Origin of the sequence: Sphingomicrobium sp. XHP0239, from assembly GCF_039555325.1 — a bacterium.
Taxonomy (GTDB): Bacteria; Pseudomonadota; Alphaproteobacteria; order Sphingomonadales; family Sphingomonadaceae; genus Sphingomicrobium; species Sphingomicrobium maritimum.
On the sequence record NZ_CP154608.1, the window covers coordinates 2,245,886 to 2,269,496 of the forward strand.

At 63.6% G+C, this 23,611-nt stretch carries 18 protein-coding genes, 2 tRNA genes and 2 rRNA genes; 5 read left to right on the top strand and 17 right to left on the bottom strand.

The window, feature by feature from the left end; translation table 11 throughout:
* Positions 1 to 176: 176 nt before the first annotated feature.
* Complete coding sequence (locus WJT74_RS11390) at positions 177 to 665, top strand: DUF4167 domain-containing protein (protein WP_343344977.1); 489 nt, start codon at positions 177 to 179, stop codon at positions 663 to 665.
* Here the strand turns inward: WJT74_RS11390 and WJT74_RS11395 are convergent.
* The 17 genes from WJT74_RS11395 to WJT74_RS11475 form a co-directional block, all read right to left on the bottom strand.
* The gene (locus WJT74_RS11395; RefSeq protein WP_343344978.1) at positions 662 to 1,414 is read right to left on the bottom strand and encodes a prepilin peptidase; all 753 of its coding nucleotides are present in this window, start codon (positions 1,412 to 1,414) and stop codon (positions 662 to 664) included. The genes WJT74_RS11390 and WJT74_RS11395 overlap by 4 nt on opposite strands.
* 3 nt (positions 1,415 to 1,417) lie before the next feature.
* Positions 1,418 to 2,137: a type II secretion system protein N gene (gspN, locus tag WJT74_RS11400; protein WP_343344980.1), complete on the bottom strand. Its 720-nt coding sequence runs from the start codon at positions 2,135 to 2,137 to the stop codon at positions 1,418 to 1,420.
* Positions 2,134 to 2,619, bottom strand: coding sequence for a type II secretion system protein GspM (gene gspM / locus WJT74_RS11405; RefSeq protein WP_343344982.1), 486 nt, complete (start codon positions 2,617 to 2,619; stop codon positions 2,134 to 2,136). The genes gspN and gspM overlap by 4 nt, the downstream gene beginning before the upstream one ends.
* Positions 2,616 to 3,725 (bottom strand): type II secretion system protein GspL, encoded by a 1,110-nt coding sequence (gspL, locus tag WJT74_RS11410; protein ID WP_343344984.1) that lies wholly within the window; start codon positions 3,723 to 3,725, stop codon positions 2,616 to 2,618. Before gspL ends, gspM begins: the two co-directional genes overlap by 4 nt.
* Positions 3,722 to 4,681 carry a type II secretion system minor pseudopilin GspK gene (gene gspK / locus WJT74_RS11415; protein WP_343344986.1) on the bottom strand — a complete coding sequence of 320 codons (960 nt, stop codon included), beginning with the start codon at positions 4,679 to 4,681 and terminating at the stop codon, positions 3,722 to 3,724. Before gspK ends, gspL begins: the two co-directional genes overlap by 4 nt.
* The gene (gspJ, locus tag WJT74_RS11420) at positions 4,678 to 5,286 is read right to left on the bottom strand and encodes a type II secretion system minor pseudopilin GspJ (RefSeq protein WP_343344988.1); all 609 of its coding nucleotides are present in this window, start codon (positions 5,284 to 5,286) and stop codon (positions 4,678 to 4,680) included. Before gspJ ends, gspK begins: the two co-directional genes overlap by 4 nt.
* Complete coding sequence (gspI, locus tag WJT74_RS11425) at positions 5,283 to 5,645, bottom strand: type II secretion system minor pseudopilin GspI (RefSeq protein WP_343344990.1); 363 nt, start codon at positions 5,643 to 5,645, stop codon at positions 5,283 to 5,285. Before gspI ends, gspJ begins: the two co-directional genes overlap by 4 nt.
* Positions 5,645 to 6,112 (bottom strand): GspH/FimT family pseudopilin, encoded by a 468-nt coding sequence (locus WJT74_RS11430; RefSeq protein ID WP_343344993.1) that lies wholly within the window; start codon positions 6,110 to 6,112, stop codon positions 5,645 to 5,647. The genes gspI and WJT74_RS11430 overlap by 1 nt, the downstream gene beginning before the upstream one ends.
* Positions 6,084 to 6,527, bottom strand: coding sequence for a type II secretion system major pseudopilin GspG (gene gspG / locus WJT74_RS11435; RefSeq protein WP_343344995.1), 444 nt, complete (start codon positions 6,525 to 6,527; stop codon positions 6,084 to 6,086). Before gspG ends, WJT74_RS11430 begins: the two co-directional genes overlap by 29 nt.
* The gene (gene gspF / locus WJT74_RS11440; protein ID WP_343344997.1) at positions 6,527 to 7,765 is read right to left on the bottom strand and encodes a type II secretion system inner membrane protein GspF; all 1,239 of its coding nucleotides are present in this window, start codon (positions 7,763 to 7,765) and stop codon (positions 6,527 to 6,529) included. Before gspF ends, gspG begins: the two co-directional genes overlap by 1 nt.
* Positions 7,765 to 9,285, bottom strand: coding sequence for a GspE/PulE family protein (locus WJT74_RS11445; RefSeq protein ID WP_343348188.1), 1,521 nt, complete (start codon positions 9,283 to 9,285; stop codon positions 7,765 to 7,767). Before WJT74_RS11445 ends, gspF begins: the two co-directional genes overlap by 1 nt.
* Before the next feature lie 86 nt (positions 9,286 to 9,371).
* Positions 9,372 to 11,531: a type II secretion system secretin GspD gene (gspD, locus tag WJT74_RS11450; RefSeq protein ID WP_343345000.1), complete on the bottom strand. Its 2,160-nt coding sequence runs from the start codon at positions 11,529 to 11,531 to the stop codon at positions 9,372 to 9,374.
* A 25-nt stretch (positions 11,532 to 11,556) separates the two neighbouring features.
* On the bottom strand, positions 11,557 to 12,366 hold the full coding sequence (locus WJT74_RS11455; protein WP_343345003.1) for a type II secretion system protein N: 810 nt from the start codon (positions 12,364 to 12,366) through the stop codon (positions 11,557 to 11,559).
* Between the two features lie 156 nt (positions 12,367 to 12,522).
* A complete protein-coding gene (locus WJT74_RS11460; RefSeq protein WP_343345005.1) occupies positions 12,523 to 15,306 on the bottom strand; it encodes a TonB-dependent receptor domain-containing protein in 2,784 nt (927 codons plus the stop codon).
* A gap of 87 nt (positions 15,307 to 15,393) precedes the next feature.
* The gene (locus WJT74_RS11465) at positions 15,394 to 16,932 is read right to left on the bottom strand and encodes a hypothetical protein (protein ID WP_343345009.1); all 1,539 of its coding nucleotides are present in this window, start codon (positions 16,930 to 16,932) and stop codon (positions 15,394 to 15,396) included.
* 257 nt (positions 16,933 to 17,189) lie between these two features.
* On the bottom strand, positions 17,190 to 17,567 hold the full coding sequence (locus tag WJT74_RS11470) for an acyl-CoA thioesterase (RefSeq protein WP_343345012.1): 378 nt from the start codon (positions 17,565 to 17,567) through the stop codon (positions 17,190 to 17,192).
* Positions 17,564 to 17,875 carry a hypothetical protein gene (locus WJT74_RS11475; protein ID WP_343345015.1) on the bottom strand — a complete coding sequence of 104 codons (312 nt, stop codon included), beginning with the start codon at positions 17,873 to 17,875 and terminating at the stop codon, positions 17,564 to 17,566. The genes WJT74_RS11470 and WJT74_RS11475 overlap by 4 nt, the downstream gene beginning before the upstream one ends.
* A gap of 779 nt (positions 17,876 to 18,654) precedes the next feature.
* On the opposite strand from WJT74_RS11475, the gene WJT74_RS11480 reads away from it, so the two are divergent.
* From WJT74_RS11480 to WJT74_RS11495, 4 genes are all read left to right on the top strand, one after another.
* Positions 18,655 to 20,138 (top strand): 16S ribosomal RNA (locus WJT74_RS11480).
* Positions 20,139 to 20,306: 168 nt separating this feature from the next.
* A tRNA-Ile gene (locus WJT74_RS11485) sits at positions 20,307 to 20,383 on the top strand.
* Between the two features lie 14 nt (positions 20,384 to 20,397).
* Positions 20,398 to 20,473 (top strand) — tRNA-Ala (locus tag WJT74_RS11490).
* A 306-nt stretch (positions 20,474 to 20,779) separates the two neighbouring features.
* A 23S ribosomal RNA gene (locus WJT74_RS11495) occupies positions 20,780 to 23,573 on the top strand.
* Together the 16S and 23S rRNA genes with 2 tRNA genes alongside form the textbook arrangement of a ribosomal RNA operon.
* Positions 23,574 to 23,611 lie beyond the last annotated feature (38 nt).

The following is a 23,611-nucleotide window of genomic DNA, read 5'->3' on the forward strand; positions in this document are numbered from 1 at the left end:
GGAACGCCCCCGCTCATCCATCCCGCCGCATGTCTGCCTTTCCACCGACCCCAGGTCGCGGTAGGCGCGGAAACGGCAGCGGGAACAGCTCTCACCGGGCCGCGGGCCCCCTTGCCCGACCCGGTCTTCCGGCGCTGCTCCATTGTGGGGGCGCCCAACGACAAGGGTAATATACGTTGATCAGTAATCGACAGAACCGCCGCCGCGGACGCGGTGGCCAGCGAGGCGGCCCCAATCCCTCGGGCAATCGCAATCGCGGTAACGCATCGCAGCTTCTCGAAAAGTACAAGGGCCTTGCGCGCGACGCGCAGATGCAGGGCGACCGCGTGCAAGCTGAATATTATCTCCAGTTCGCGGACCATTATCACCGCGTGCTCGAGGAAATGAACTCGTCCAAGGACGATCGTCAGCAGCAGAACCAGCAGCCTCAGAAGTCCAAGTCGTCCAAGCGCGATCGTGACGACGACGAGGATGACGATCAGCAGCAGCAGCAGCAGCAGCAGGACAAGCCCAAGCGGACGCGCAAGCCGAAGAGCGACGATAGCGGACCCAAATCCGAGGACAGTCCTCCCAAGAAACGTGGACGTCCCAAGAAGTCGGATGATGGCATCGCGGCTGACGCGCTGCCGCCCGCGATCAGCACCAACGAGGCCGACGCCGCCTAGATCCGGCCGTCGGCCAACAGGCAGGCGACGAGGAATGCGGCAGCGGCGAGCGCACTGCCGAGCGGATGCTCGTGGGTTCGTTCATGCACGCTGCCGCGTATCAGTGCGAGGGCGAGCAACGCGGCGCTGCCGATCAACAGGACGAGTGGGAGCATCGCCCAGCCCGTCCATAGGCCGATGGCCCCGAACAGTTTGGGGTCGCCTGCCCCCATTCCGTCGTGGCCGCGCAATCGTTGATAACCCCGCCGCAGCCCTTCGAGCAGCAGAAAAGCCGCGGCTCCGCCGATCAGTCTATCGGTCAGCGTGATTGCGGTGACCCATTGGGCTGCCGCCAGACCAATCCCCGCGAGCAGCAGCACGAGCGGATCGGGAAGCCAGAGGTGGCGCGCGTCGAGCCAGCCGAGCGCCAGCAGCAGCCACCCCATCGCCGCGAGCGCGAGGCCGGCCGCTTCGGGCAGAATGGCAAAGGCAGTAGCGCCGATCGCCGCGGCGCCGATTTCGATCCCGACGTGCGACCGCGCGATCGGCGCGTGGCAGGCTCGGCATCTCCCCCGCAGGACGACATAGCTGACGATCGGAACCAGTTCGATCGGCGAAAGCGTGCGCGCGCACCCATCGCAGGCGGAGCGCCCTGTCAGCGCGCCTTTCCCCTCGGGCCAACGCACGACCAGCGTTGCGAGAAAGCTGCCGACGATGGCGCCCAGCAAAATGCCTGACACGATCCAGCTGGCCGGCGACACGGCCTCCACGTCCTATTGCAGTCGGCCGCGGCTCGACAGGGTCCAGCTGCCGCCGTCTAGTGTAAAGCCCGACGCACGCAGCGCCTCGCCGATCAAGGGCGAAGCGCCCTCAACGCTCAACATCGCTTCGGTCTCGCCCAGCGCGTCGATGTAGAGCGCGACGCTGGCCCCTCCACGGGGTCCCTGCAAGGTAGCGACGACCCGCCCGTCGTCGGCGCAGGCGACCGGGCCCGAAATCTCGCCCGCGAAATAGCGGACGGCGGCGGCGGGTATGGCCGTTACGGTTCCGGTGGCGGACTTGCAGGCGGTTCCGTCGAACAGCGCGTCGACCCCGTCGAAGAGCAGCGCGTCGATCGGCAAGGGCGCGACAAGGCCCGAGACATTGACGCGACCGTTGAGCGACGCGACGCCCTCGCTCGGCCCCGACAGGAAGAAACGGCCGGTCAGCGGGCCGTCGGGATCCTCGAGCCGCTCTACCGCCACTTCGGTACGCCCGATCAAAAGGGGCAGCGGGGCGAGATTGACGTCGAAGGTGCCGAGCCGCTCGCGGCCCAGCATCGCGTTGCCGATCCGCCCCGACCAAACGGTGCCGCCCACCTGTCGCGCCGACAAAAGGCCATCGCGGCCGAGTGCCATGTCCATCGCCACGCGCAGCGGGAAAAAGGCGAGCAGCGCCAGCAGGAAGGCGACCAGCGTCCAGACGATCCAGCGGCGGCGTCCCCGAATGGTCATGATGCGGCCTTTGCAAGGGTGAGGTCCAGCGCCACTCCGCCTTCGCCATTGTCGGTCATCGACATCGCCTCGACCACGACGCCCGCGGCGCGCAACTGCTCGAGCCAGGCGAGCGCGGCGGCCGAGCGCGCCTGCGCGATCGAGACGTTCGTACGATCGGGGCCGGAAGCGCTGTTGCTGGTAAGCGCGAAGCCCGCCTGGTCGGCCGAGGTCGCGACGAACTGGTCCAGCGATGCATCGATGCGCATGGGTGCGGTCGCCGTCGTCGAGGGATCGCCGCCCATCGCTTCCGCGAGCGCCTTGACCCGGCCGTAGCGATCGCTCGACGCCACATAGGTTTCGCGCGCCTCGTCATGCCAGCTGACCGCGGGCGCGATGATCAGGAACCAGGCAATGACCGGCACCGCGACGAGCGCGAGGATGCCGAACAGGATCTGTTCGCGGCGACTGCGTCCCCGCCACCAGTCCCGGATCGCGTTCATGCCGTTCCTCCACGGACGGTAAGGTCGATCATGGCGCGCCCCTGTCCGTCCGACAGGGGATTGGCCGCGACCGACCAGCCGCGCTGCTGAAGCCCCAGAAGCAGGCGGTTGAGCGTATCGACGTCGGGCGCCGTAAGGCGCGCGGTCAGCGAGCCGGTGGCGTCGAAGGACAGCATGCTGGCCTCGATGCTCGCCTCTCGTTCCATCTCGGCGAAAAGGCTGGTGAGCGCCTGGGTCCCCCGACCACCGAGACCCGTGCCTCCCTGGGCGGCCAGAAGTTCGGTTTCCGCACTCTCTGCCTCGACGGGTCGGCCCAGTGCAGCCGTCGCAATCGCTGCGGTTTCCCGGTCGAGGCTCTCGGTCGCGCTGTCCCAGCGGATCGCCTTGGCGATCGGAATGACGAGCGCGAGCAACAGGATCAGCCCGATCAGCAGCGCGAATTCCTCCAGGCGGCGCGGATCGGGCGCCCAGCGCCGTGCCCGCGCGAACCGTCCGGTGCGAAGGTCGATCGGCGGGTTCGGGACGGCAGAAGCGAGGCGCGCGTCGAGATCTTCGGGATCGAGCGTGTCGACGAATTCGTCTCCGACCAGCGCATCGACCAGCGCAGGCTCGTCGGGGAGGGCGAGGCCGTCCCGCGCGACGATGACCCGTTCGCCGACTTTCGCCTCGATCCACTTGCCATTCACGGGAAGAAGCGCGGCGAGCGGCACGATCTGGTCGAGCTCCGCCTCTTGCGCCTGCGCCCAGTCGAGCCACCGGCGCATCGTCGCGCCGTCGGTCGTGGCGATCCAGCCGTTCGCGGCGTCGGCCGCCGCGACGACATGGGGGTCGGCGCCAAGAGCGGTGTCTTCGCCCTCCAGCCGTGCGACTCCGCGTACCTGCGGGCTGGCGAACCGGTCGGGGTCGGTCCGTTCGAGACGGACGCGTTCGGGCCCGACGAGGCCGATAAGGACGACCGGTTCGCGCCCGCTCTGCGCGCTCCGGGCAAGCCATCCCGAACCCATGCCGTGGCCAATCACCCTTCCCTCGGCGACTTCCCACCAAGGTGCGTCGGATAATGAGGCGTCGGGCGCATCGGGCAGGAGGATCAGGACGGCCTTGGTCACGACGTGCTGCCCCATCGGCGCGCGTGCAGGATGGCGCGCCCGTCCTCGACCGAAAACAGCGCCTCCTGCCGCAATTCCGTATCCCCTTCGCCCACGCGGGTGACGAGCCGGAAGAAGCGCGTCTCCACCACGACCTGATTGTCGCGGCTGCCCTGGATGTCCCGCCCACGTAGCGGACCCGTTTCCCAGAAGTCCACAACCGAGCCGAACCCCGATGCGGGGCGCGCCTCCAGCTGGGCGGTGGCATCGGCGAGGCTGATCTGTTCCGGCGCCAGCATCGCGAGCAGCGCGGCGCGATCCGGCGACAGGGTTTCGACGTTGATGGGGGTGGGGTCCGTCGAAGGAAGTGCGCACAGATAGGGCCGGATTCGCGACCAGTATTCGGCATCCATGCCTTCGATCCCGGCCAGTTCGTCGGCGCTCGTCAGAAGGCGATCGGGAACGGGTGCGCCATCGGCCAGCCGCTCGCTGCCGAGCGGTCGGGGGTTGCGATCGTCGTCGATGGCATCGCCCATCGCATCGGCGAGCTGTTGCGAGCGGCCTTCGGGAAGACCGAGGATGATGAAGAGGTCGCGTAGCTGGAAGACGCGGCGTGCCTGGCTTTGCAGCACGCCGGTCTGGCGACGGCGCACCATGCTGTTGACGTTGAAGCAATTGGTCGCATCTTCGAGCCGCGCGGTGACGATCTGCCCGTCGGGCAGGGTGATCGACCGTTCGACGCCCAACAGCGCAGCCTGATCGGCGCCCGAGAGTTCGGCGGCATCGGTGATGCGCGCCTGCGCCAGTTCCTCGGCCATCGTCAGCCAGTGGCGACCCTGTGTCGCGACGACGGCATTTCCCGCCAGCCGCGTCGACAGGCCGAGGCGATCGAGCGCGGTGGCGGCGATGGCGGCCATGACCGCGACGATCAACAAGACCGACAGCAAGGCGGTGCCGCGTTCCTTCGACGGGATCATGGCGTCACGCTCCGCTCCTCGAAGGCGACGCGCGGAAGAGCGACCACGAATTGCGTTTCGGGGAGCCGGTTTCCCGCCAGCGTCATCCGAACGGCGCGGGGCAGCGCCTCGCCACTGCCGTCGGGCCAGGCGCCGCTCCATCCGCCTCCGATGCCCCGGTATTCCAAGGCGAACGTGCTGACGTCATCGACGAGACGCGCATCCGGAAGGCGGTCGTCGTTGCCATCGACTTCCTCGAACGTGATGCGGGTCAGCGCGCCCCGGTCCAGGGTCCATCGCACGCGACGAAGGTCGGTCTGCGGCGCGGTATCGAGCGCGACCACGCCGCCGCGGACGAAGGTCATGCCGTCCGCGCTGCCGACGAAGGCGGGTCGTTCGGCGCCGCCCGTGTCGCGCGTCGGACGGTCGGCGACCTGCGCGAGGTCGGCTTCGAGCAGGACGGAAATCCGCGTCAGATCGGCCTGTTCGCCGAGCGAGGCATCGACGGCCTGCTGGGTATCGGCGCTGGCCGACAGGAGGCCGACACCCGCGCTGGCGAGCAACGCGAAGATCGTCAGCCCGACGAGCATTTCGATCAGGGTGAAACCGTTGCGCTTGTCGATCACGGTTCGATCCGCTTGACGGTCACGAGCCGTTGGGACGGGCCGGCGGGGAGCGGGCGCACGGTGATGACGACGGTCAGGAACCGCTCGTCGTCGGTGGGGCTGGTATTCGTGATGACCGCGAAGGTCTGGCCGCCGTTCACGACGTTCTTCGTCTCGGTGCCGCGCGTGGGGGCGCCGGGCATGGAAGCGATCAGCGCGGCCTCGTTGCTCGCGACAAGTCGCGCCATGTTGTTTTCGCGAAGATTGGACGCGGTGCCGACGGCGTAGGCGTCGATGCGCAGAAGGGCGAGCGCGGCGATCGAGAACACGCTGAGCGCGATCAGCATCTCGATGAGCGTGAAGCCGCGTTCGTGGCGCATCAGTTGGCCTCGACCGCGCCGTTGGCGGCGACGGCGACCGTGGCGGTTCGTCCGTCCCCGTCCTCCAGAACGATGACCGACGGAGCCGACGGGAGCCCCAGATTGTCGAAGCGAACCCCGGTGCGCGCGCCCTGCGCCGTCACGCCCGATCGAAAGGCGGTGCGTCCGTCGAAGCGCTGCCCGGACAGCGGCTGCCACTGGCGGTCGGCATATTGCTCGAAGGTGAAACCGGATGGGGTGACCCAGATGCCGGTCGGGCGCGAACGCATGACGGCTTCGTCGCGCAGAGCGGCGATGCGACCCGCGAGCATGACCGCTTCGGTACGGGCGTGGTCCGAGGGGCGGAAGGTGAGGACGACTGCCGTCGCGGCAAGGCTCATCACCACCAACACGACCATCAGTTCGATAAGCGTGAAGCCGTTCGATCGGGATCGCGCCCTATTCGATGCCGGCGTAGATGTCCGCATTTTCGTCTTCGCCGCCCGGCTGGCCGTCGGCGCCGAGGCTGTAGATGTCGAAGGGGCGTCCGTCGCGACCGGGGGTCTGGACTTGGAACGGGCGGCCCCACGGATCCTCGGGGATTTCGCGGACATAGCCGCCGGGGCGGTAGCGATCGGGCTGGGCGAGGCCGGCGGGGGGCGTGCGCAGGGCCTCGATCGTCGGGGGATAGCTGAAGTTGTCGATGCGATACTGCTCCATCGCATTTTCCAGCTGTGCGATATTGGCTTGCGCGGCGGTGCGCTGTGCTTGGTCCTGCGCGGGCAGGACGTTGAGCATCACGACCGTGCCGAGCAGCCCGATGATGACGATGACGACCATCAGCTCGATGAGAGTGAAGCCGTTCTTGCGCTTCTTTGAGGTCTTCTTGGCGGGCATGGGCATCAGGTTCCGATCAGCGTTTGCAGTTGGAGAATGGGCATCAGGATCGCCAGGACGATGGCGGCGACGATCGCGCCCATGATGATGATGATGAGCGGTTCGAGCAAGGCCAGCGCGCTGGTCGTGAAGGTGTCGAATTCGCGTTCGAGATAGTCCGCAGCCTGCCCGAGCATGGGCCCCAGCTGGCCCGCGCTCTCGCCCGAGGCGGTCAGGTGGACGAGCAAAGGGGGGAACATATTGGTCTTGCGCAGCGCCCCCGACAGGCTGCCCCCGCCGCGGACATCGACTTCCATCTGGTGGGTGGCGACGGCGAGCTTGCGATTGGCGATGGTCCGCGCGGTGAGGCGCAGTCCCTCGACCAGGGGTAGGCGCGCGGCGACCATGGTGGCCAGCGTTCGCGCCATTCGAGCGGCGTTGAGATCGCGCAGAAGCCGCCCGAAGAAGGGCAGGCGCAGAATTGCGGCATCGAACCTGAGCCGGAACGCCTCGTTGCGGAGCGCAGCGATGGTCAGGAGGATGGCGGCGCCGAGAAACAAGAGGATGGCGATCCAGAAACTGGCGAGAAAATCGCTGATGGCGATCACGATCCGGGTGAGAAGCGGGAGTTGCTGCCCGACATCGTCGAACTGTTCGACGACCTTGGGCACGACCGCGATCATCAGCGCGGCGACGACACCGATGGCGACGACGGTCAGAACGGCGGGATAGGCAAGCGCACTGATGAGCTTGGAGCGCATTTCGGCCTGCCGCTCCTGCAGGGCGGCGAGGCGGTCCAACTGGTCGGACAGCGTACCCGAGCTCTCGCCCGCGGCGATCATGGCGCGATAGAGGCCGTCGAAGCTTCGGGGTTCGCCCGAGAGTGCGTCGGCGAGGCGGCGGCCTTCGACGACCCGGTCGGCGATGCGGGTGACGATATCCTTGACCGCCTGCTTGTCCGTCTGGCGGGCGATGGTCCGCAACGCCTCCTCGATCGGCGACACCTTGATGAGGGTCGCGAGTTGGCGCGTGAAGAGGACCCGCTGCTTGGCGGAGAACTTGGGCTCCCCGCCGATGCGCATGTCGAGCGAGATGCCCGGTTTCGCAGGGGCGCTCGCCTTGCGGGTGGCGCAGCCGAGTTTGACGGGATGCAGATTTCTACGCTGAAGCTGCGTCCGGGCGGCGTCCTTGTCGGGCGCCCGAACGGTGCCACGTTTCTCGCGACCCCTGGCGTCGACCGCGACATAGGCGAAGTCGCTGGTCATCAGGCGGCCTCGCCCGCTCCTTCATCGTCCTGACTGCGCGCGATGCGGATCGCTTCCTCCGGTGTGGTCTCGCCCGAACGAACGAGCTTTCGGGCGGCCGAGCCGAGGTTGGGATTGTTGAGGAAGGCGTGGCGGGCGATGACCGATTCGTCGCCCCCCTCGGCAATCAGGCGGCGGATGGTGCCATCGACCTTGATCGCCTCGAACACGCCGATGCGACCTTTGAAACCGGTGTTCGAGCATTCGGCGCAGCCATGCGCACGATAGACCGTTTCGCCTTCGTCGAAGCCGAGCAGCGCGGCGATCGAGCGGTCGGCCGGGACCGCCTCGCGGCAGTTCATGCAGAGGCGACGAACGAGCCGCTGGGCGATGACGGCGCGCAACGTGCTGGCGATCAGGAAGGGTTCAATGCGCATGTCACGCAGGCGAGTGATCGCACCGACCGCATCGTTGGTGTGAACGGTCGAGAGGACGAGATGGCCGGTGAGCGAGGCTTGCACCGCAATGTCGGCGGTTTCCTTGTCGCGGATTTCGCCGACCATGACGATGTCGGGATCCTGTCGGAGGATCGCGCGGAGGCCGGCGGCAAAGCTCATGCCGACCTTCGCGTCGACCTGCGTCTGGCCAATGCCGTCGATCGAATATTCGACCGGATCCTCGACCGTGAGCAGATTGCGCTGACCGTCGTTGAGATGCTGGAGGCAGGCGTAGAGAGTGGTCGTCTTCCCCGAGCCGGTGGGGCCGGTCACGAGAATGATCCCGTTGGGTTCGGACAAGGCTTCGCGCAGGACCTCGTCGGCAGCGCCGTGAATCCCGAGCAGGTCGATCGAGAGGCCGGCATTCTCCTTGTCGAGGATACGCATGACGACCCGTTCGCCCGCGCGACCGGGAAGCGTCGACACGCGGACGTCCAGCTGGCGGCCGCCGAGTTTGAGGGCGATGCGCCCGTCTTGCGGCACGCGCCGTTCCGCGATGTCGAGACGGGCCATGACCTTGATGCGGCTGACCACGACGGGTGCGGCATGCGCGGGCATGCGCAGATGCTCTTTCAGGACGCCGTCACGGCGAAGGCGGACGACGAGGCCGCTTTCGTAAGGTTCGATATGGATATCGGAGACGCCCAGGCGAACGGCTTCGGCGATGATGCCGTTGATGAGGCGGATGGCGGGGGCGTCGTCGCTGGTGTCGAGCAGATCCTCCGCACTGGGGATGCCGCTGGCGAGCGCGTCCAGTTCGTCACCGCCGCCGATGTCGCCGATCCCTTCGGCCGCGCTGCCGGCATACCGACCGTGCAGCAGTCGGTTGAACTCGCCTTCCTCGACGAAGTCGATGGCGAAGGGGCGGGCAAGGTAACGTCGGACCTCGACGATCATCACCGGGTCGGCTCCCTGGCGCACCGCGACGGTCAGATCGTCGCCGCTGTCGGGGCGAATGACGATCCCGTGTTCGCGCGCGAAGGCATAGGGAATGTCGATGACGTCGGCCATCGGCACGGCGGCGCGCGGTTCGTCGAGGGCCATGGCGCCCGGCGCCGGGCCGTCGTTTTCATCGGGTATCAGGCGCTGTTCGTCCTCCACGGGAGCGCGATTGTCGCGGCGCACGATCATCATCGCTCGTCTCCAATCATCGGCTCGGCAGCGGGGGGAACGGCGACCGCGTCGACGACCGCGGGCGGCCGGACGTAGATGTCGCCGGGACCGATCGGTGCGGCGGTCGGCGGGACGGTGCCGAGATAGTCGCGCACGAGGCTGTCCAGCGAGGGTTCGACGTTGGGATTGTTGGCCCATTGCGAGGCCCGCATGAAGTTGTAGCGGCGCGCGGTCATGGCCGCGGCGTCGTCGCGATCGCGGATGATCGTCGGGCGGATGAAGACCATGAGGTTGGTTTTGGACCGCGAGCGCGAGCGCGACTTGAACAGTTCGCCGAGGATCGGAATGTCGCCCAGCAACGGGATCTTCTCGATCGTGTTGCGCTCGCTGTCGTCGAGCAGGCCGCCGATGGCGACGATCTCGCCATTGTCGACGGTGACGACATTTTTGAATTCGCGCTTGTTGATGATGAGATCGGACGAGCCCGAGGCCACGGGGCCGGCGACCGAGCTGACTTCCTGACGGATGAACAGCTTGATCGAGCCAGAGCTGTTCACCTGCGGTTTGACGTCGAGCTGGATACCGACGTTCTGGCGCTGGACCGTCCGGAAGGCATTGTCGAAATTGCTCGAGAGCGCTTCGCCGGTGGTGATCGGGACTTCCTGACCGACCAGCAGGTTCGCTTCCTGGTTATCGAGCGTCATCGTCGAGGGAGTGGAGAGCAGGTTGCTCTCGGTATCGGCTTCGACCGCGTTGATGATCGCGCCGAACAGCGCATTGCCCGCAAGATTGATGACCCCGCCCGCGATTCCGCCCCGCGTCGCCAGCGCGGACTGGACCGCGGCTTCGGTCACGCCGTTGCCGAGCGGACTGTCGATCGTGGTGGTGACGACGCCGTCGTCGGTGACCGCGGTCTCGCGGCCCAGCTCGTAGTTCGCCACCGCCCCGCCGATGGCCAGGATGTTGGGCTGTGCGTTGGAATAGGTGGTGCCGAGGATCGGCGTGTTCTCGCCGGCGAGCAGGAACTGCGTGGACAGCTGGCGTGCGGCGGTGTCGCCGATCTCGACGATGATCGCTTCGATCAGCACCTGTTCGCGGCGCGTGTCGAGCTGGCGGATGACTTCGCCGATCTGGCGCTGCACGCTGGCGTTGGCGGCGACGATGATGGCGTTGGTGCCGGTGTAGCGGGTCACGACGGCGGGCCCGAAGCGGGCAATGCCGTTCGAGGCGTTGCCGGTGGAGGCGGGCGCAATGCCGCTCAAGGGCGGAACGGGCTGCGATGTCGGGCCCGCGCCCGTGCCTTCCTCGTCCTGCGTGGTGATGAAGGCAGGCGCGTCGGTCTGGATCGTGACCGGCTGGCCGAGCAGTTGCTGGATGACGGGCAGCATCGCTTCGGCGTCGGCATGTTCGAGGAAGTAGACGCGGATGTCGCTTCCGCCTGCGGCCTGGCTGTCCAGTTCGCGCGCAAGGCGGGCATATTCGGCGACCGCGGGGGCGGGGCCGCGGAGCGCGAGGCCGTTGGCGCTGTCGATCGGCGACACCGCGACCGGGGCGCCGATGACACCTTCGCCGTTGAGACCGGACAGCGCCTCCGCCACTTCGCGTGCGCCCGCGTTCGAAAGATAGACGATGTCGGTCGAGGAATTATCGGCATCGATGCGACCGATCAGGTTGCGGATGCGCACGACATTGTCGGCAAAGTCGGCGACGATGACGGTGTTGGCATTGCGGTTGGCCGTGATCTCGCCTTCCTGACTGATCAGCGGGCGGAGCGTCTCCAGGGCCCCCGCCGCATCGATGGTCCGCAGCCGGAAGATCTCGGTGACGAACTCGTTGCGTGCCGCGCCGCGCACGCCCAGCTGGCTCGGCTGGGTCGCAGCACCCTGCGCGGGCTGGATTCGATAGCCACCCGAAATGGGAATGGCGACGAGGCCATTGGAGCGCAGCGTCGACAAGAACAGCTCGAAATATTCCGATCGGCTGAGCGAACGTTGCGAGACGACGCTGACGGTCTGGTTGACGCGGCTGTCCACCACGAAGGTCAGTCCGGTCACGCGCGCGGCATCGTCGACGACCGCTCGAATATCGGCCTCCCGGAAGTTCAACGCATATTGCGCATAGGCGGGCTGGGCGGTCATCAGCATCGCGGCCGACAGGAGGAGGAGGGATTTCTTCATGGCGTTGGCTGCCTGCTGAAAGGATCTAGAGGGTGACCGCGACGGGGACGGTCGATCCCCCGCGTTCGACTTGGAGCGAAAGGCGCGCGCCGGGTTTGAGCGCGGCCTGGAACTGGGCGATGTCCGACTGGCTGTCGACGGGGACGCCATTGACGGAGACGATCACGTCGCCCTGGCGCAGGCCATAGACCGCCATGAGAGCGGGTTCGGCACTGACGGGAAGGCGGATGCCGGTGATGCGACCGCCCGACTGGCGCGGCTGGAAATCCAGATCGGGGACCGATGCGGAGGCGGCCGTCGTGTTGCCGCCCTCGCCGGCGGAAGCCGTATTTTCAGCGCCGGCTTCGGGTTCGGCTCCTTCGAAATACAGCCGCTCGCGGACGCCACCGCGATCGAGTGTCACATAGTCGAAGGCGACTGCGGCGAGCGTCACGCCGGGCGCGACTTCGTCGCCGACCTGATAGCTCGCCTGTTCGCCGTCGGCGCCGGCGATGATCGCGCTGCCCATGCCGGTACCGCGATTCTCGCGGGTTCCGAACAATTCCAGGTCGAGGTCGGTGACGGCTTCGCCGCCGACGCTGGTGGTGGCGGCCTGTTGTTGGGGGAACGGGTCGTAGCGGTTGAGCAATTCGCTTTGCGCCGCCGCCGGAAGCAGGCGGGGGCTGGCCGCCTGCCAGTCCCCGATGGGTCCGACGGGGGTCGCAAAGACCCAGACGAGGCGCGCGGCGAAGGCGGCGAGAACGGCGAGAAGCAGGGCGCGCGCGACGACGTGCGCCTGCGCAAAGGTCAGTCGATCGCGGCGCCCGGGGCGCGTGCGGAGAATCGAACCGAACATGGATACGAAAACCCTTCCCTGCCATAGGGATGCGTGGCATCGATGACAGTTTCAAGACATGTTTTTGATAGTTTTGTGAAAGCAGACGGGACCGCGATCCGGTTGGAAGGCGGTCCCGTCGTTCGGTCAGAAGTTCGGCGGAGCGCAGTCGCGACCCTAGAACGTCAGGGTGCCCGACAGATTGAAGGTGCGGCCGCGATCATAGGTGAGGATATTGAGAACGCTGTCGTTGAGCGTCTGCGTTTCCTCGTAATCGGTGCCGAGCAGGTTTCGTGCTTCGGCCTTCAGTTCGAGGCCGGGCCCGTTGCTGCCGAGTTCGATGCCTTCGCGGATGACCACGTCGAGCTGGACGCCGGGCCGTTCGATGAAGTCCGGGGTGCGGTTGGGGCCGCGGTTGGTCACGCGATCGGACGCGTAGGTCAGGAGGAGCGTCTGCTGCGACAGCCGATCCTCGTGTTCCAGCCCCAGCTGGACGTTAACGAGGTGCTCCGACTGTCCGGTCAGCGGCACGCCGTCGGCGAACACCGTGCTGGCGAGGACGCTGTCGGGCTGGCTAGTGAAGCTGATGGTCGTATCGTCGGGACCGACGACGATCTCGGAATTGGTGTAGGTATAGTTGGTGATTAGCGCGATCCGGCGGGGGCCGAAGAAGCCCTCTGTCGTCCCCAGGTCGTCGAAGGGGAGATATTTCCGGAATTCGACTTCGGCGCCGTAGAGTTGGGCCCGGGGCGCGTTCGCGAAGCTGGTGAGCGAGGTCGACCCGATATTCGTGGCGATCGCTTCGATCGGATCGGAGATGTCCTTGTAGAAGCCTGCGAGGCTGAAGATCTGGTCGCGGCCGAAATAATATTCGTAGCGCGCGTCGAGGTTGAAGATCTCGCTGTCGGTGAGGAACTGGTTGCCGAAGAAGGTCCGCTGCGATTCGAAATCGACATAGGGCTGCGGCGCGAGTTCGCGGAACTGCGGGCGAGCGATCGTCTTCGAAGCGCCTAGGCGCAGCTGCATGTCGTCGGCGAAATTCCAGGTAACCGTCCCAGCGGGAAGCCAATAGTCGCGCTCCAGCGTGGTGGCCTGCGCGGCGGGTTGCCCGAAGAGGATCAGCGGCGTGACCGTCTGGGTGCCCTGTTCGTAGCGCACGCCCGCATTGATCAGAACGTCGCTCGCGGGTTCGACCTCGACCATTCCGTAGCCGGCGATCGTTTCCAGTCCCGCATCATAGGCCGCCGAACCAAGACCACCGGTCGTTTCGCGGATCGCGATGTCGTAGGTGAAGACGTTGTAGTCCGAGAGCAGATAGTCGATGCGGGTCTGCGCCACGACCGGGCTGAGTGCCCGGTTGGGGAAGAACTCGAAGTCGCGCCGGATCGCCGAACGGCTGTTGTCGGAATAGGCAAATCCTGCCGACAGGGTGACCGGCATGGCGGTGGGCAGGTAATAGGCGACGTCCGCAGCGCCGAACCAGAGCTCGTCGTCCAGTTCGGAGAAGCTCACGTCCGCTTCGTTGCCAGGCGAGCGCAGGTCGTTGACGTAGTCGTTGACGCTGGCGTCGTAGACGTAGCTGTAGCTGCGCTCGTACGGGCTGTCGCGCCGCGTCTTGGCGTAGGAGCCGCGCAGATCGAGGCTGAGGTCGCCAAATTCGAGTTCGGCGACGGCTTGCGCATTGTAGAGTTCGCGCTCGAAGTAGCTGGTCCCGCCGGTCTGCAGCGTCGGGATGGCGGGATCGACGGGCGATACCGATTCCAGATCCTCGCCGAGGCTGATCTGCGCTTCCTTCAACGCATCGCGGATGTAGAGGCCGGTGAGGCGGAGCTGCTGGTCGCCGAGATTGAAGACCAGGCTGCCGAGGCCGTTCACGATGACGCGGTTCTGCGTCGAGGTGTAGAGGAAGCTCTGCTCGGCGAGCAGCTCGGCATCGGGCAGGGTCGGGTCGCCGAGCGAGTTGCCGAATTCGCGAAAGCCCTGCCGGGTGCGCCAGCTGTTCGAGATGCCGCCGACCGCGATCACGCCCAGATCGAGCGCCCCCAGTTCGAACGTCTCGCCCGCTCCGATGTCGGCCGACCAGTTCACGGGAACGTCGTAGGTCGTCTGGATCAGCGAGGTCGAGGCATTGTCGAGACTGGCGGTCAGGTTCTGGAGATCGGTGAAGCTGAAGGCCTCCGATTCGACGAGGCGGTTGCCGCTATCGAGCGCGGCCCGGAAGGTATTGGAAAGCGTGCGGTTGCCGTCGTCGTAGCCGAGAAAGTCGGTCGCGCTGCCGTAGTAGGTATAGCCGAGGTTGAGGCTGGTCTCGGTGTCGAAACCGATGCCGCCGCCCACGGAAAGGAAACCTTCTTCCGGCGCCGAACGGGTGGTCAGGTTGATGACCCCGCCGCCGAACTCGCCCGGATAATTGGCCGAATAGCTTTTCTGAACGACCGTCGAGGCGATGACCGACGTCGGAAACAGATCGAGCGGAACGACGCGGCGCAGCGGCTCGGGGCTGGGCAACGGAGCGCCGTTGAGCAGCGCCGAGCTATAGCGCTCCCCCAGGCCGCGCACGTAGACGAAGCGCCCTCCCACGACCGAAAGACCCGTCACCCGTTCGAGTGCAGAGGCGATATCGCCGTCGCCGCTGCGGGCGATGTCCTCGGCGGACAGCACAGATACGACTTCGGGCGTCGCGCGAACTGGGCTGGGGATATAGGTGCCGCGGATGATGATTTCCTCGCCGCGATCCGCACCGGGGCTCGAGATTTCGACCGTGCTCTCCGGCGGTGTGTCGTCGGCTCCCGGCTGGACGGCGTCGAGCGTGTCCTGCTGCGCGGCTTCATCGTCGGGGTCGCCGACCTGGCTGGCCGAGGGCGAGGAGGGGGGCGTGCCCGCATCCTGCGCGAAGGCCGTCGCGGGAACGAGCAGCGCAGTGGTCGCGAGCAGGGCGCAGAGCGTCTGAGGCTTGGTCATCGGGAAATCTTCCATCGGCTTTTCTGGATACGATGGGGGAGCGGCCACCGGTGGCGCCGCTCCCCGATACGAAAGAGGGCTGGAGCCCTAGTCGTCGGAACCGGCGCCGGGCACGGTCAGGCAGCTTTCCTGACCCGCAAGACCGCAGGTCCAGCCCCGCCACCAGTCGTCGTTGGCGTCGCGGACCGCGCCGATGTAATCGACGGCCTCGAAGAAATCGCCGTTCTCGAGCTCGGTCGGATCGGCCGCCTCGACGGCATTCTCGTTGGCGCCGTTGATGAAGGTGTCGGTCAGCGAGTTCGTGAACGACGTGTCGTTATTGTCATCGGCATCGAAGAGCGCCTGGATCTGCGCCACGGTCACCGGAGCGTTGGTTACGAACGGGTTGGCACCGCAGTCGAGCACGACCGACTTGATGCGCGGTGCGCCCAGTTCGTCGGAGCGGTTGGTTCCAGATTCCGTGACGGTGGCTTCTTCGTCGAACCCGATGCACGGCCCTTCGGCAACGATCACGCCATTGTAGAGCGCGAAGTCGGCAGCGCCGCGAATGTTGAGATACTCGTCGCTCTGCGGAGTGACGAACGTGAAGTTCGCAATCTCCCAGTTGGTGCCGGGTTCGTTGTCCTGGTTGCCGGGGCTGTCGATCTCGGCCAGCTTGTCGCCGCCGTCGGCGCGCTGGATCACGATCGCGAACTGCGTGCCGCCCTGATAGCCGACGTCGGCGTCGAGCGAGTCGTCGTCGTTGCCGGTCAGGACCAGCCACTTGTTGTTCACCGTGCCGCCGAACCATTCGATGCCGTCGTCCGAACCGTTGTGGACCTGGACATGTTCGAAGATCGTGCCCGCGCCGACGCCGCCGAGCGTGATCCCGTTCAGCTCGTTGTTGGCGTCGACTTCGAAGCCCGCGTAGCGAACCTGCAGATATTCGATCCGGCCCGAGGAATCGTTGGCATCGCCGCCGCCGTAGAGCGAACCGGATGTGCCTTCGACGGGCAGGCCGCAAGGCGCAGCGGCGCAACCTTCGCCGGGCGCCTGGCCGAGGAGGACGAGCCCGCCCCACTGGCCGATCGAGCTTTCGTTGGCGGTGCCGAGGACGTTCTGGCGGCTGGTCATCACGACGGGGCTGTCCGCCTCGCCGTCGACGATGAGCTGCGAACCGCGGTTGACCGCGAGGAAGTCCGCGCCCGCCGAGCCGAAGATGGTCACGCCGTCTTCGATGGTCAGGATGGCGGTATCGCCTGCGCCACCGGCGGCACCGTCGTCGATGCCGACCTCGACCTTGCCCGACAGCGAATAGATCGTGCCGTCGTTGTTGGGGAGGAAGAGGTCCTGCGTAATGCGACCCGAAAGCTGGCACACGCGCCGCTCGTCATCGGCATTGCCGCCGACGTCGATGGTGCCGACGTTCGCGGTACCCATCGGGCAGTTGGCCGCGGGGCCACCGGTCGGGGTGGGGGTCGGCGTAGGCGTGGGCGTCGGGGTCGGCGTGGGGGTCGGTGTCGGCGTCGGAACGACGATCACCCCTTCGCCGGGCGAGGCGACGTCGTCGGCGCCGCAGGCACCGAGGGCGCCGGCAGCGGCACTGAGAAGCAGGACGTTGCGAATGGTCTTCAGGTTGGTCATCATTTTTCTCCGCTTGCGGCGGTGGACAGGAACGATGATCGACAAAACGGAAAGGCAGCCCCCGCTTGCGCCGAACTCGACTTCGGCCGCTACGGGGTCAGTTTGACGCGATCATGCCGGTCCGATGACGCGAAGGTATCGGCTGCGTGACGGTGGGATGACGGTTGGCGCCTAAGTCGCTGTTCTGGCGGGACGCGCGGGTCGAGCGAGCAAAAAGGCAACGCCGACGCTTAATCGTGAAAGGGGACCGATCGGGTCGGTCAGGCCGATTCGATGGCGCGCGGTTTGGCGTCTTCATCGATCGCGACGAACGTGAAGATCGCTTCGGTGACCTTCTGCTCGACCTTCCCGCCTTCGCGCGTAGCGACGACTTCGATGCGGATCGCCATCGAGCTGCGCCCCACCCGTTCGATCTCGGCGTAGACGCTGATGAGGTCGTGAAGAAGGATGGGGGCGATGAACTCCATCGAATCGATCGCCACCGTCGCGACCTGGCCGCCGGCGCGGCGCGCGGCGACGATGCCGCCCGCGATGTCCATCTGGCTCAGCACCCACCCACCGAAGATATGGCCGTTGGCGTTGATGTCGCTGGGGCGCGGCACGATGCGCAGAATGGGATCGGTACGGTCGGTCGTCATCGGGGGTCGGAATCCTTGGGATCGAGAGAAGGGTCGTCGTGCATCGGATTACTGTCGTGCGCGTCGGCATCGTACCCGGCGCTGGCGCTGAAGTAGATCAGCGTCATGAGAAAGGTGGCTACCAGCATGCTGCCCGCGCCGAGCACGAACGTCGCGACGACGAGGTGGATGGTGGGATCGGGATCGCCGATCACGACGAAGGCAACGCCGAGCAAACCCACGATCACGCTCAGAAGCGCCATACGCTTGAGAGTCCGCCGGAGGCGCGCGAAACGGAGTTCGGTCAGTTCGGGCTCGGGCGAAGGCATGCCGCGCAAATGGCGGGGAGCCGCCTGCATTGCAAGCCGCGGGGCCGTCTCTTCCCGCGCGAATCCGCCTCCTGTTCCGACATTATATATAGGGATGCGTGAGGCGGCGTAGTCGATGCGATGCGGAAAGGAGCCCGTCGGCGAGCACTGGCTTCACCCGATTCATGCCGTCGAACGAAGCTTCTTTACCGCGATTCTCGACGGCGAATCCGGATACGCGGGGTCGATTCCCCGATCTGCGCCTGATCGCCGGCCCTGAAACCCGCTCGACAGTTCCGGCGGCGCCAAATTCGTTCAGACCCCGTAAATGGCTGAATTGCTACATAAAAGGCCGTCGATGGGGGCGCTTTCCAACAAAGTGTCATCTTTTTTCCAAAAAGCCGTTGACGGATTTGGGAGGCCCACATATATGCCTTCTCACAGCAGCGGCGGCGCCCACTCGGGACCGCCACCGCGGCGCTTCTTTTTCAGTCGGTAACACGACGCCCGGTACCACAAGCACCGGGACAGAAGATGCGTTTTGCTCTTTGACATTGTCGGTTAGAATGAAGGGACATGCGGGCGGCGGCCCGGCATCCGGAACACTAGGTTCGGGTCTGTCGGTAAATAACAAGCCGTTCCAATTGGGTGCCACCTTCGGGGTTCTTCGACCTCGTTGGATTCATGGTACGCATGTCCAAAAACGCAAACACACCAGATTGTGATTTTTGTGCAGGAACGGCTCCTAGTCAGCCGGTCGCACTGGTCGGGTTATTCCCCCGGCCTTGTCGATCGGTCATCAACTTGAGAGTTTGATTCTGGCTCAGAACGAACGCTGGCGGCATGCCTAACACATGCAAGTCGAACGAACCCTTCGGGGTGAGTGGCGGACGGGTGCGTAACGCGTGGGAAACTGCCCTAGGGTGCGGAACAACAGTTAGAAATGACTGCTAATACCGCATAATGACTTCGGTCCAAAGATTTATCGCCCTTGGATGTGCCCGCGTTGGATTAGCTTGTTGGTGGGGTAAAGGCCTACCAAGGCGACGATCCATAGCTGGTCTGAGAGGATGATCAGCCACACTGGGACTGAGACACGGCCCAGACTCCTACGGGAGGCAGCAGTGGGGAATATTGGACAATGGGCGAAAGCCTGATCCAGCAATGCCGCGTGAGTGATGAAGGCCTTAGGGTTGTAAAGCTCTTTTACCAGGGATGATAATGACAGTACCTGGAGAATAAGCTCCGGCTAACTCCGTGCCAGCAGCCGCGGTAATACGGAGGGAGCTAGCGTTGTTCGGAATTACTGGGCGTAAAGCGCGCGTAGGCGGCTTTGTAAGTCAGAGGTGAAATCCCGGGGCTCAACCCCGGAACTGCCTTTGAAACTACATCGCTAGAGTCTTGGAGAGGTGAGTGGAATTCCGAGTGTAGAGGTGGAATTCGTAGATATTCGGAAGAACACCAGTGGCGAAGGCGACTCACTGGACAAGTACTGACGCTGAGGTGCGAAAGCATGGGGAGCAAACAGGATTAGATACCCTGGTAGTCCATGCCGTAAACGATGAGAACTAGCTGTCGGGGCCCATAGGGTTTCGGTGGCGCAGCTAACGCATTAAGTTCTCCGCCTGGGGAGTACGGCCGCAAGGTTAAAACTCAAAGAAATTGACGGGGGCCTGCACAAGCGGTGGAGCATGTGGTTTAATTCGAAGCAACGCGCAGAACCTTACCAGCGTTTGACATCCTCTGACGGTTACTGGAGACAGTTTCCTCCCTTCGGGGCAGAGTGACAGGTGCTGCATGGCTGTCGTCAGCTCGTGTCGTGAGATGTTGGGTTAAGTCCCGCAACGAGCGCAACCCTCGCCTTTAGTTACCAGCATTCAGTTGGGTACTCTAGAGGAACTGCCGGTGATAAGCCGGAGGAAGGTGGGGATGACGTCAAGTCCTCATGGCCCTTACGCGCTGGGCTACACACGTGCTACAATGGCGGTGACAATGGGCAGCAAACTCGCGAGAGTGAGCAAATCCCCAAAAACCGTCTCAGTTCGGATTGTTCTCTGCAACTCGAGAGCATGAAGGCGGAATCGCTAGTAATCGTGGATCAGCATGCCACGGTGAATACGTTCCCAGGCCTTGTACACACCGCCCGTCACACCATGGGAGTTGGTTTCACCCGAAGATGGTGCGCTAACCTTTTAGGAGGCAGCCAGCCACGGTGGGATCAGCGACTGGGGTGAAGTCGTAACAAGGTAGCCGTAGGGGAACCTGCGGCTGGATCACCTCCTTTCTAAGGATCATGGCGGTAGATTTAGCTCACGCTAATCTCCTCCTGTCCAAAGAACATTGCCGCCGTCCTCATGTCCCTTCATTTCGGAACGCTTCCTCGAGCAATCGGGGGAGTTAGCCTGAGCTGGCTTATGCCGCCTGCGGCCTCGTTGCCGGTCAGGATTGGTATAGGTCCGTAGCTCAGTTGGTTAGAGCGCACCCCTGATAAGGGTGAGGTCGGTGGTTCAAATCCACTCGGACCTACCAGCACTTTCTGGTCAGGGGCCTTAGCTCAGCTGGGAGAGCACCTGCTTTGCAAGCAGGGGGTCATCGGTTCGATCCCGATAGGCTCCACCAGGTACCGCTGCCGCGGCGATGCTGCCGGCGCGACCATCATGTTCCGTTATGAAGATACCGAGATCCGGCTTTGCCGGTAGGTGCGGTTTGCGCACCGTCTTTGACATTGTGAATGGGTTCTAGAAATCGATGCCGTGAACGGCACGCAGGCTTCATGCCTGTGTGACGAACACTAATTTTAAATTGATTATCTAGCTGAGCCGATCATCCCCGCCGAGTTTGAGGGATGGTCGGAGTAAGTACCGCACCGCCTCTTCAATCGACGCCTCGTTATGCAAGAGGACTGTCGATGGTGGTGTGGATTCTCAAGCGTGAGGTAAGGGCAATTGGTGGATGCCTTGGCATGTACAGGCGATGAAGGACGTGGCACGCTGCGATAAGCACCGGTGAGATGTGAGCAATCTTTGACCCGGTGATTTCCGAATGGGGAAACCCAACTTCACCATTTATTTTCTTTCGATCCTTCGGGGTCGCTCGAAGATAAATGGGAAAGTTATCACCTTAGTGAATATATAGCTTTGGTGAAGCAAACCCGGAGAACTGAAACATCTAAGTACCCGGTGGAAAAGACATCAACCGAGATTCCGTTAGTAGTGGCGAGCGAACGCGGACCAGGCCAGTGCCAATAAGTGAGTTAGCAGAAAGATTTGGAAAGATCTGCCAGAGTGGGTGATAGCCCCGTATGCAAAAACGATCTTATTGGACTTGAGTAGGGCGGGACACGTGTAATCCTGTCTGAATATCGGGGGACCACCCTCGAAGCCTAAATACTCGTACATGACCGATAGCGAACAAGTACCGTGAGGGAAAGGTGAAAAGCACCCCGACGAGGGGAGTGAAACAGTACCTGAAACCGGTTGCCTACAAGCAGTTGGAGGATCCTTGTGATCTGACAGCGTACCTCTTGCATAATGGGTCAGTGACTTACTGTATCGAGCAAGCTTAAGCCGTTAGGTGTAGGCGAAGCGAAAGCGAGTCTGAATAGGGCGAATGAGTTCGATGCAGTAGACCCGAACCCCGGCGATCTAGACATGGCCAGGTTGAAGGTGCGGTAACACGCACTGGAGGACCGAACCGTTGTATGTTGAAAAATGCTCGGATGAGCTGTGTCTAGGGGTGAAAGGCCAATCAAGCCGGGAAATAGCTGGTTCTCCGCGAAAACTATTGAGGTAGTGCCTCGGATGGTTTCCTCAGGGGGTAGAGCACTGGATGGATGCGGGCTGCGCGAGCGGTACCAATTCTAACCAAACTCCGAATACCTGAGAGTATAGTCCGGGAGACAGACGGCGGGTGCTAAGGTCCGTCGTCAAAAGGGAAACAGCCCTAACCTACAGCTAAGGTCCCCAAGTCATCACTAAGTGGGAAAGCATGTGGGAATCCCAAAACAACCAGGAGGTTGGCTTAGAAGCAGCCATCCTTTAAAGAAAGCGTAACAGCTCACTGGTCTAATTAAGGGTTCCTGCGGCGAAGATGTATCGGGGCTAAAGTGATGCACCGAAGCTTAGGGTTCGTGATTTATCACGAGCGGTAGCGGAGCGTTCTGTAAGTCTGTGAAGCCGAAGGGTAACCGACGGTGGAGATATCAGAAGTGCGAATGCTGACATGAGTAGCGATAAAGAGGGTGAGATGCCCTCTCGCCGAAAGCCCAAGGGTTCCTGCGCAAGGCTAATCCGCGCAGGGTGAGTCGGCCCCTAAGACGAGCCCGAAGGGGGTAGTCGATGGGAAACAGGTTAATATTCCTGTACCTGGAGATGTGTGACGGATGGTGGACGTCGTTCTTCCTTAACGGATTGGAAGGGCGGCCATATTGTCCCAGGAAATAGCCTCTCCATTAAGACCGTACCCGAAACCGACACAGGTGGGCAGGTAGAGTATACCAAGGCGCTTGAGAGAAGGGTGTTGAAGGAACTCGGCAAATTGCCTCCGTACCTTCGGAAGAAGGAGGCCCCATATCGACGCAAGTCTTTGTGGGGGGCACAGGCCAGGGGGTAGCGACTGTTTATCAAAAACACAGGGCTCTGCTAAGTCGGCTTCAAGACGACGTATAGGGTCTGACGCCTGCCCGGTGCTTGAAGGTTAAAAGGAGGAGTGCAAGCTCCGAATTGAAGCCCAAGTAAACGGCGGCCGTAACTATAACGGTCCTAAGGTAGCGAAATTCCTTGTCGGGTAAGTTCCGACCTGCACGAATGGCGTAACGACTTCCCCACTGTCTCCAACACCTGCTCAGCGAAATTGAATTCTCCGTGAAGATGCGGAGTACCCGCGGTTAGACGGAAAGACCCCGTGCACCTTTACTGCAGCTTCAGAGTGGCTGTGGGAAACATTTGTGTAGGATAGGTGGGAGGCTTTGATCTGTTGGCGCCAGCTGACAGGGAGCCGTTGGTGAAATACCACCCTGATGTTTTCTACAGTCTAACCTCGATCCGTTATCCGGATCAGGGACCCTCTGTGGCGGGTAGTTTGACTGGGGCGGTCGCCTCCTAAAGAGTAACGGAGGCGCGCGATGGTAGGCTCAGGACGGTTGGAAACCGTCTGCAAGAGTGCAATGGCATAAGCCTGCCTGACTGCGAGACTGACAGGTCGAGCAGAGACGAAAGTCGGTCATAGTGATCCGGTGGTCCCTCGTGGAAGGGCCATCGCTCAACGGATAAAAGGTACGCCGGGGATAACAGGCTGATAACCCCCAAGAGCTCATATCGACGGGGTTGTTTGGCACCTCGATGTCGGCTCATCACATCCTGGGGCTGGAGCAGGTCCCAAGGGTTTGGCTGTTCGCCAATTAAAGTGGTACGTGAGCTGGGTTCAGAACGTCGCGAGACAGTTTGGTCCCTATCTGCCGTGGGCGTCGATACTTGAAAGGAGTTGCCCCTAGTACGAGAGGACCGGGGTGAACATGCCTCTGGTGGACCTGTCATCGTGCCAACGGTGCAGCAGGGTAGCTATGCATGGACGGGATAACCGCTGAAAGCATCTAAGCGGGAAGCCTCCCTTGAGATAAGGTATCATAGAGTCGTGGAAGACCACCACGTTGATAGGCCGGGTGTGGAAGCGCAGTAATGCGTGGAGCTAACCGGTCCTAATTACTCAATTCGCGCTTGAGAGTCCCACCATCATCGACAGTCCTCTGACTGACGAAGA

What these genes read in the sequence shown, in the direction of transcription:
- gspK (WP_343344986.1), bottom strand. Translation starts at nt 4,681, where the DNA reads ATGATCCCGTCGAAGGAACGCGGCACCGCCTTGCTGTCGGTCTTGTTG.
- gspF (WP_343344997.1), bottom strand. Translation starts at nt 7,765, where the DNA reads ATGACCAGCGACTTCGCCTATGTCGCGGTCGACGCCAGGGGTCGCGAG.
- gspN (WP_343344980.1), bottom strand. Translation starts at nt 2,137, where the DNA reads ATGACCATTCGGGGACGCCGCCGCTGGATCGTCTGGACGCTGGTCGCC.
- WJT74_RS11445 (WP_343348188.1), bottom strand. Translation starts at nt 9,285, where the DNA reads ATGGCCCTCGACGAACCGCGCGCCGCCGTGCCGATGGCCGACGTCATC.
- WJT74_RS11455 (WP_343345003.1), bottom strand. Translation starts at nt 12,366, where the DNA reads ATGTTCGGTTCGATTCTCCGCACGCGCCCCGGGCGCCGCGATCGACTG.
- WJT74_RS11430 (WP_343344993.1), bottom strand. Translation starts at nt 6,112, where the DNA reads ATGCGGACATCTACGCCGGCATCGAATAGGGCGCGATCCCGATCGAAC.
- WJT74_RS11460 (WP_343345005.1), bottom strand. Translation starts at nt 15,306, where the DNA reads ATGACCAAGCCTCAGACGCTCTGCGCCCTGCTCGCGACCACTGCGCTG.
- WJT74_RS11470 (WP_343345012.1), bottom strand. Translation starts at nt 17,567, where the DNA reads ATGACGACCGACCGTACCGATCCCATTCTGCGCATCGTGCCGCGCCCC.
- gspI (WP_343344990.1), bottom strand. Translation starts at nt 5,645, where the DNA reads ATGCGCCACGAACGCGGCTTCACGCTCATCGAGATGCTGATCGCGCTC.
- gspM (WP_343344982.1), bottom strand. Translation starts at nt 2,619, where the DNA reads ATGAACGCGATCCGGGACTGGTGGCGGGGACGCAGTCGCCGCGAACAG.
- gspD (WP_343345000.1), bottom strand. Translation starts at nt 11,531, where the DNA reads ATGAAGAAATCCCTCCTCCTCCTGTCGGCCGCGATGCTGATGACCGCC.
- WJT74_RS11475 (WP_343345015.1), bottom strand. Translation starts at nt 17,875, where the DNA reads ATGCCTTCGCCCGAGCCCGAACTGACCGAACTCCGTTTCGCGCGCCTC.
- gspG (WP_343344995.1), bottom strand. Translation starts at nt 6,527, where the DNA reads ATGCCCATGCCCGCCAAGAAGACCTCAAAGAAGCGCAAGAACGGCTTC.
- WJT74_RS11465 (WP_343345009.1), bottom strand. Translation starts at nt 16,932, where the DNA reads ATGATGACCAACCTGAAGACCATTCGCAACGTCCTGCTTCTCAGTGCC.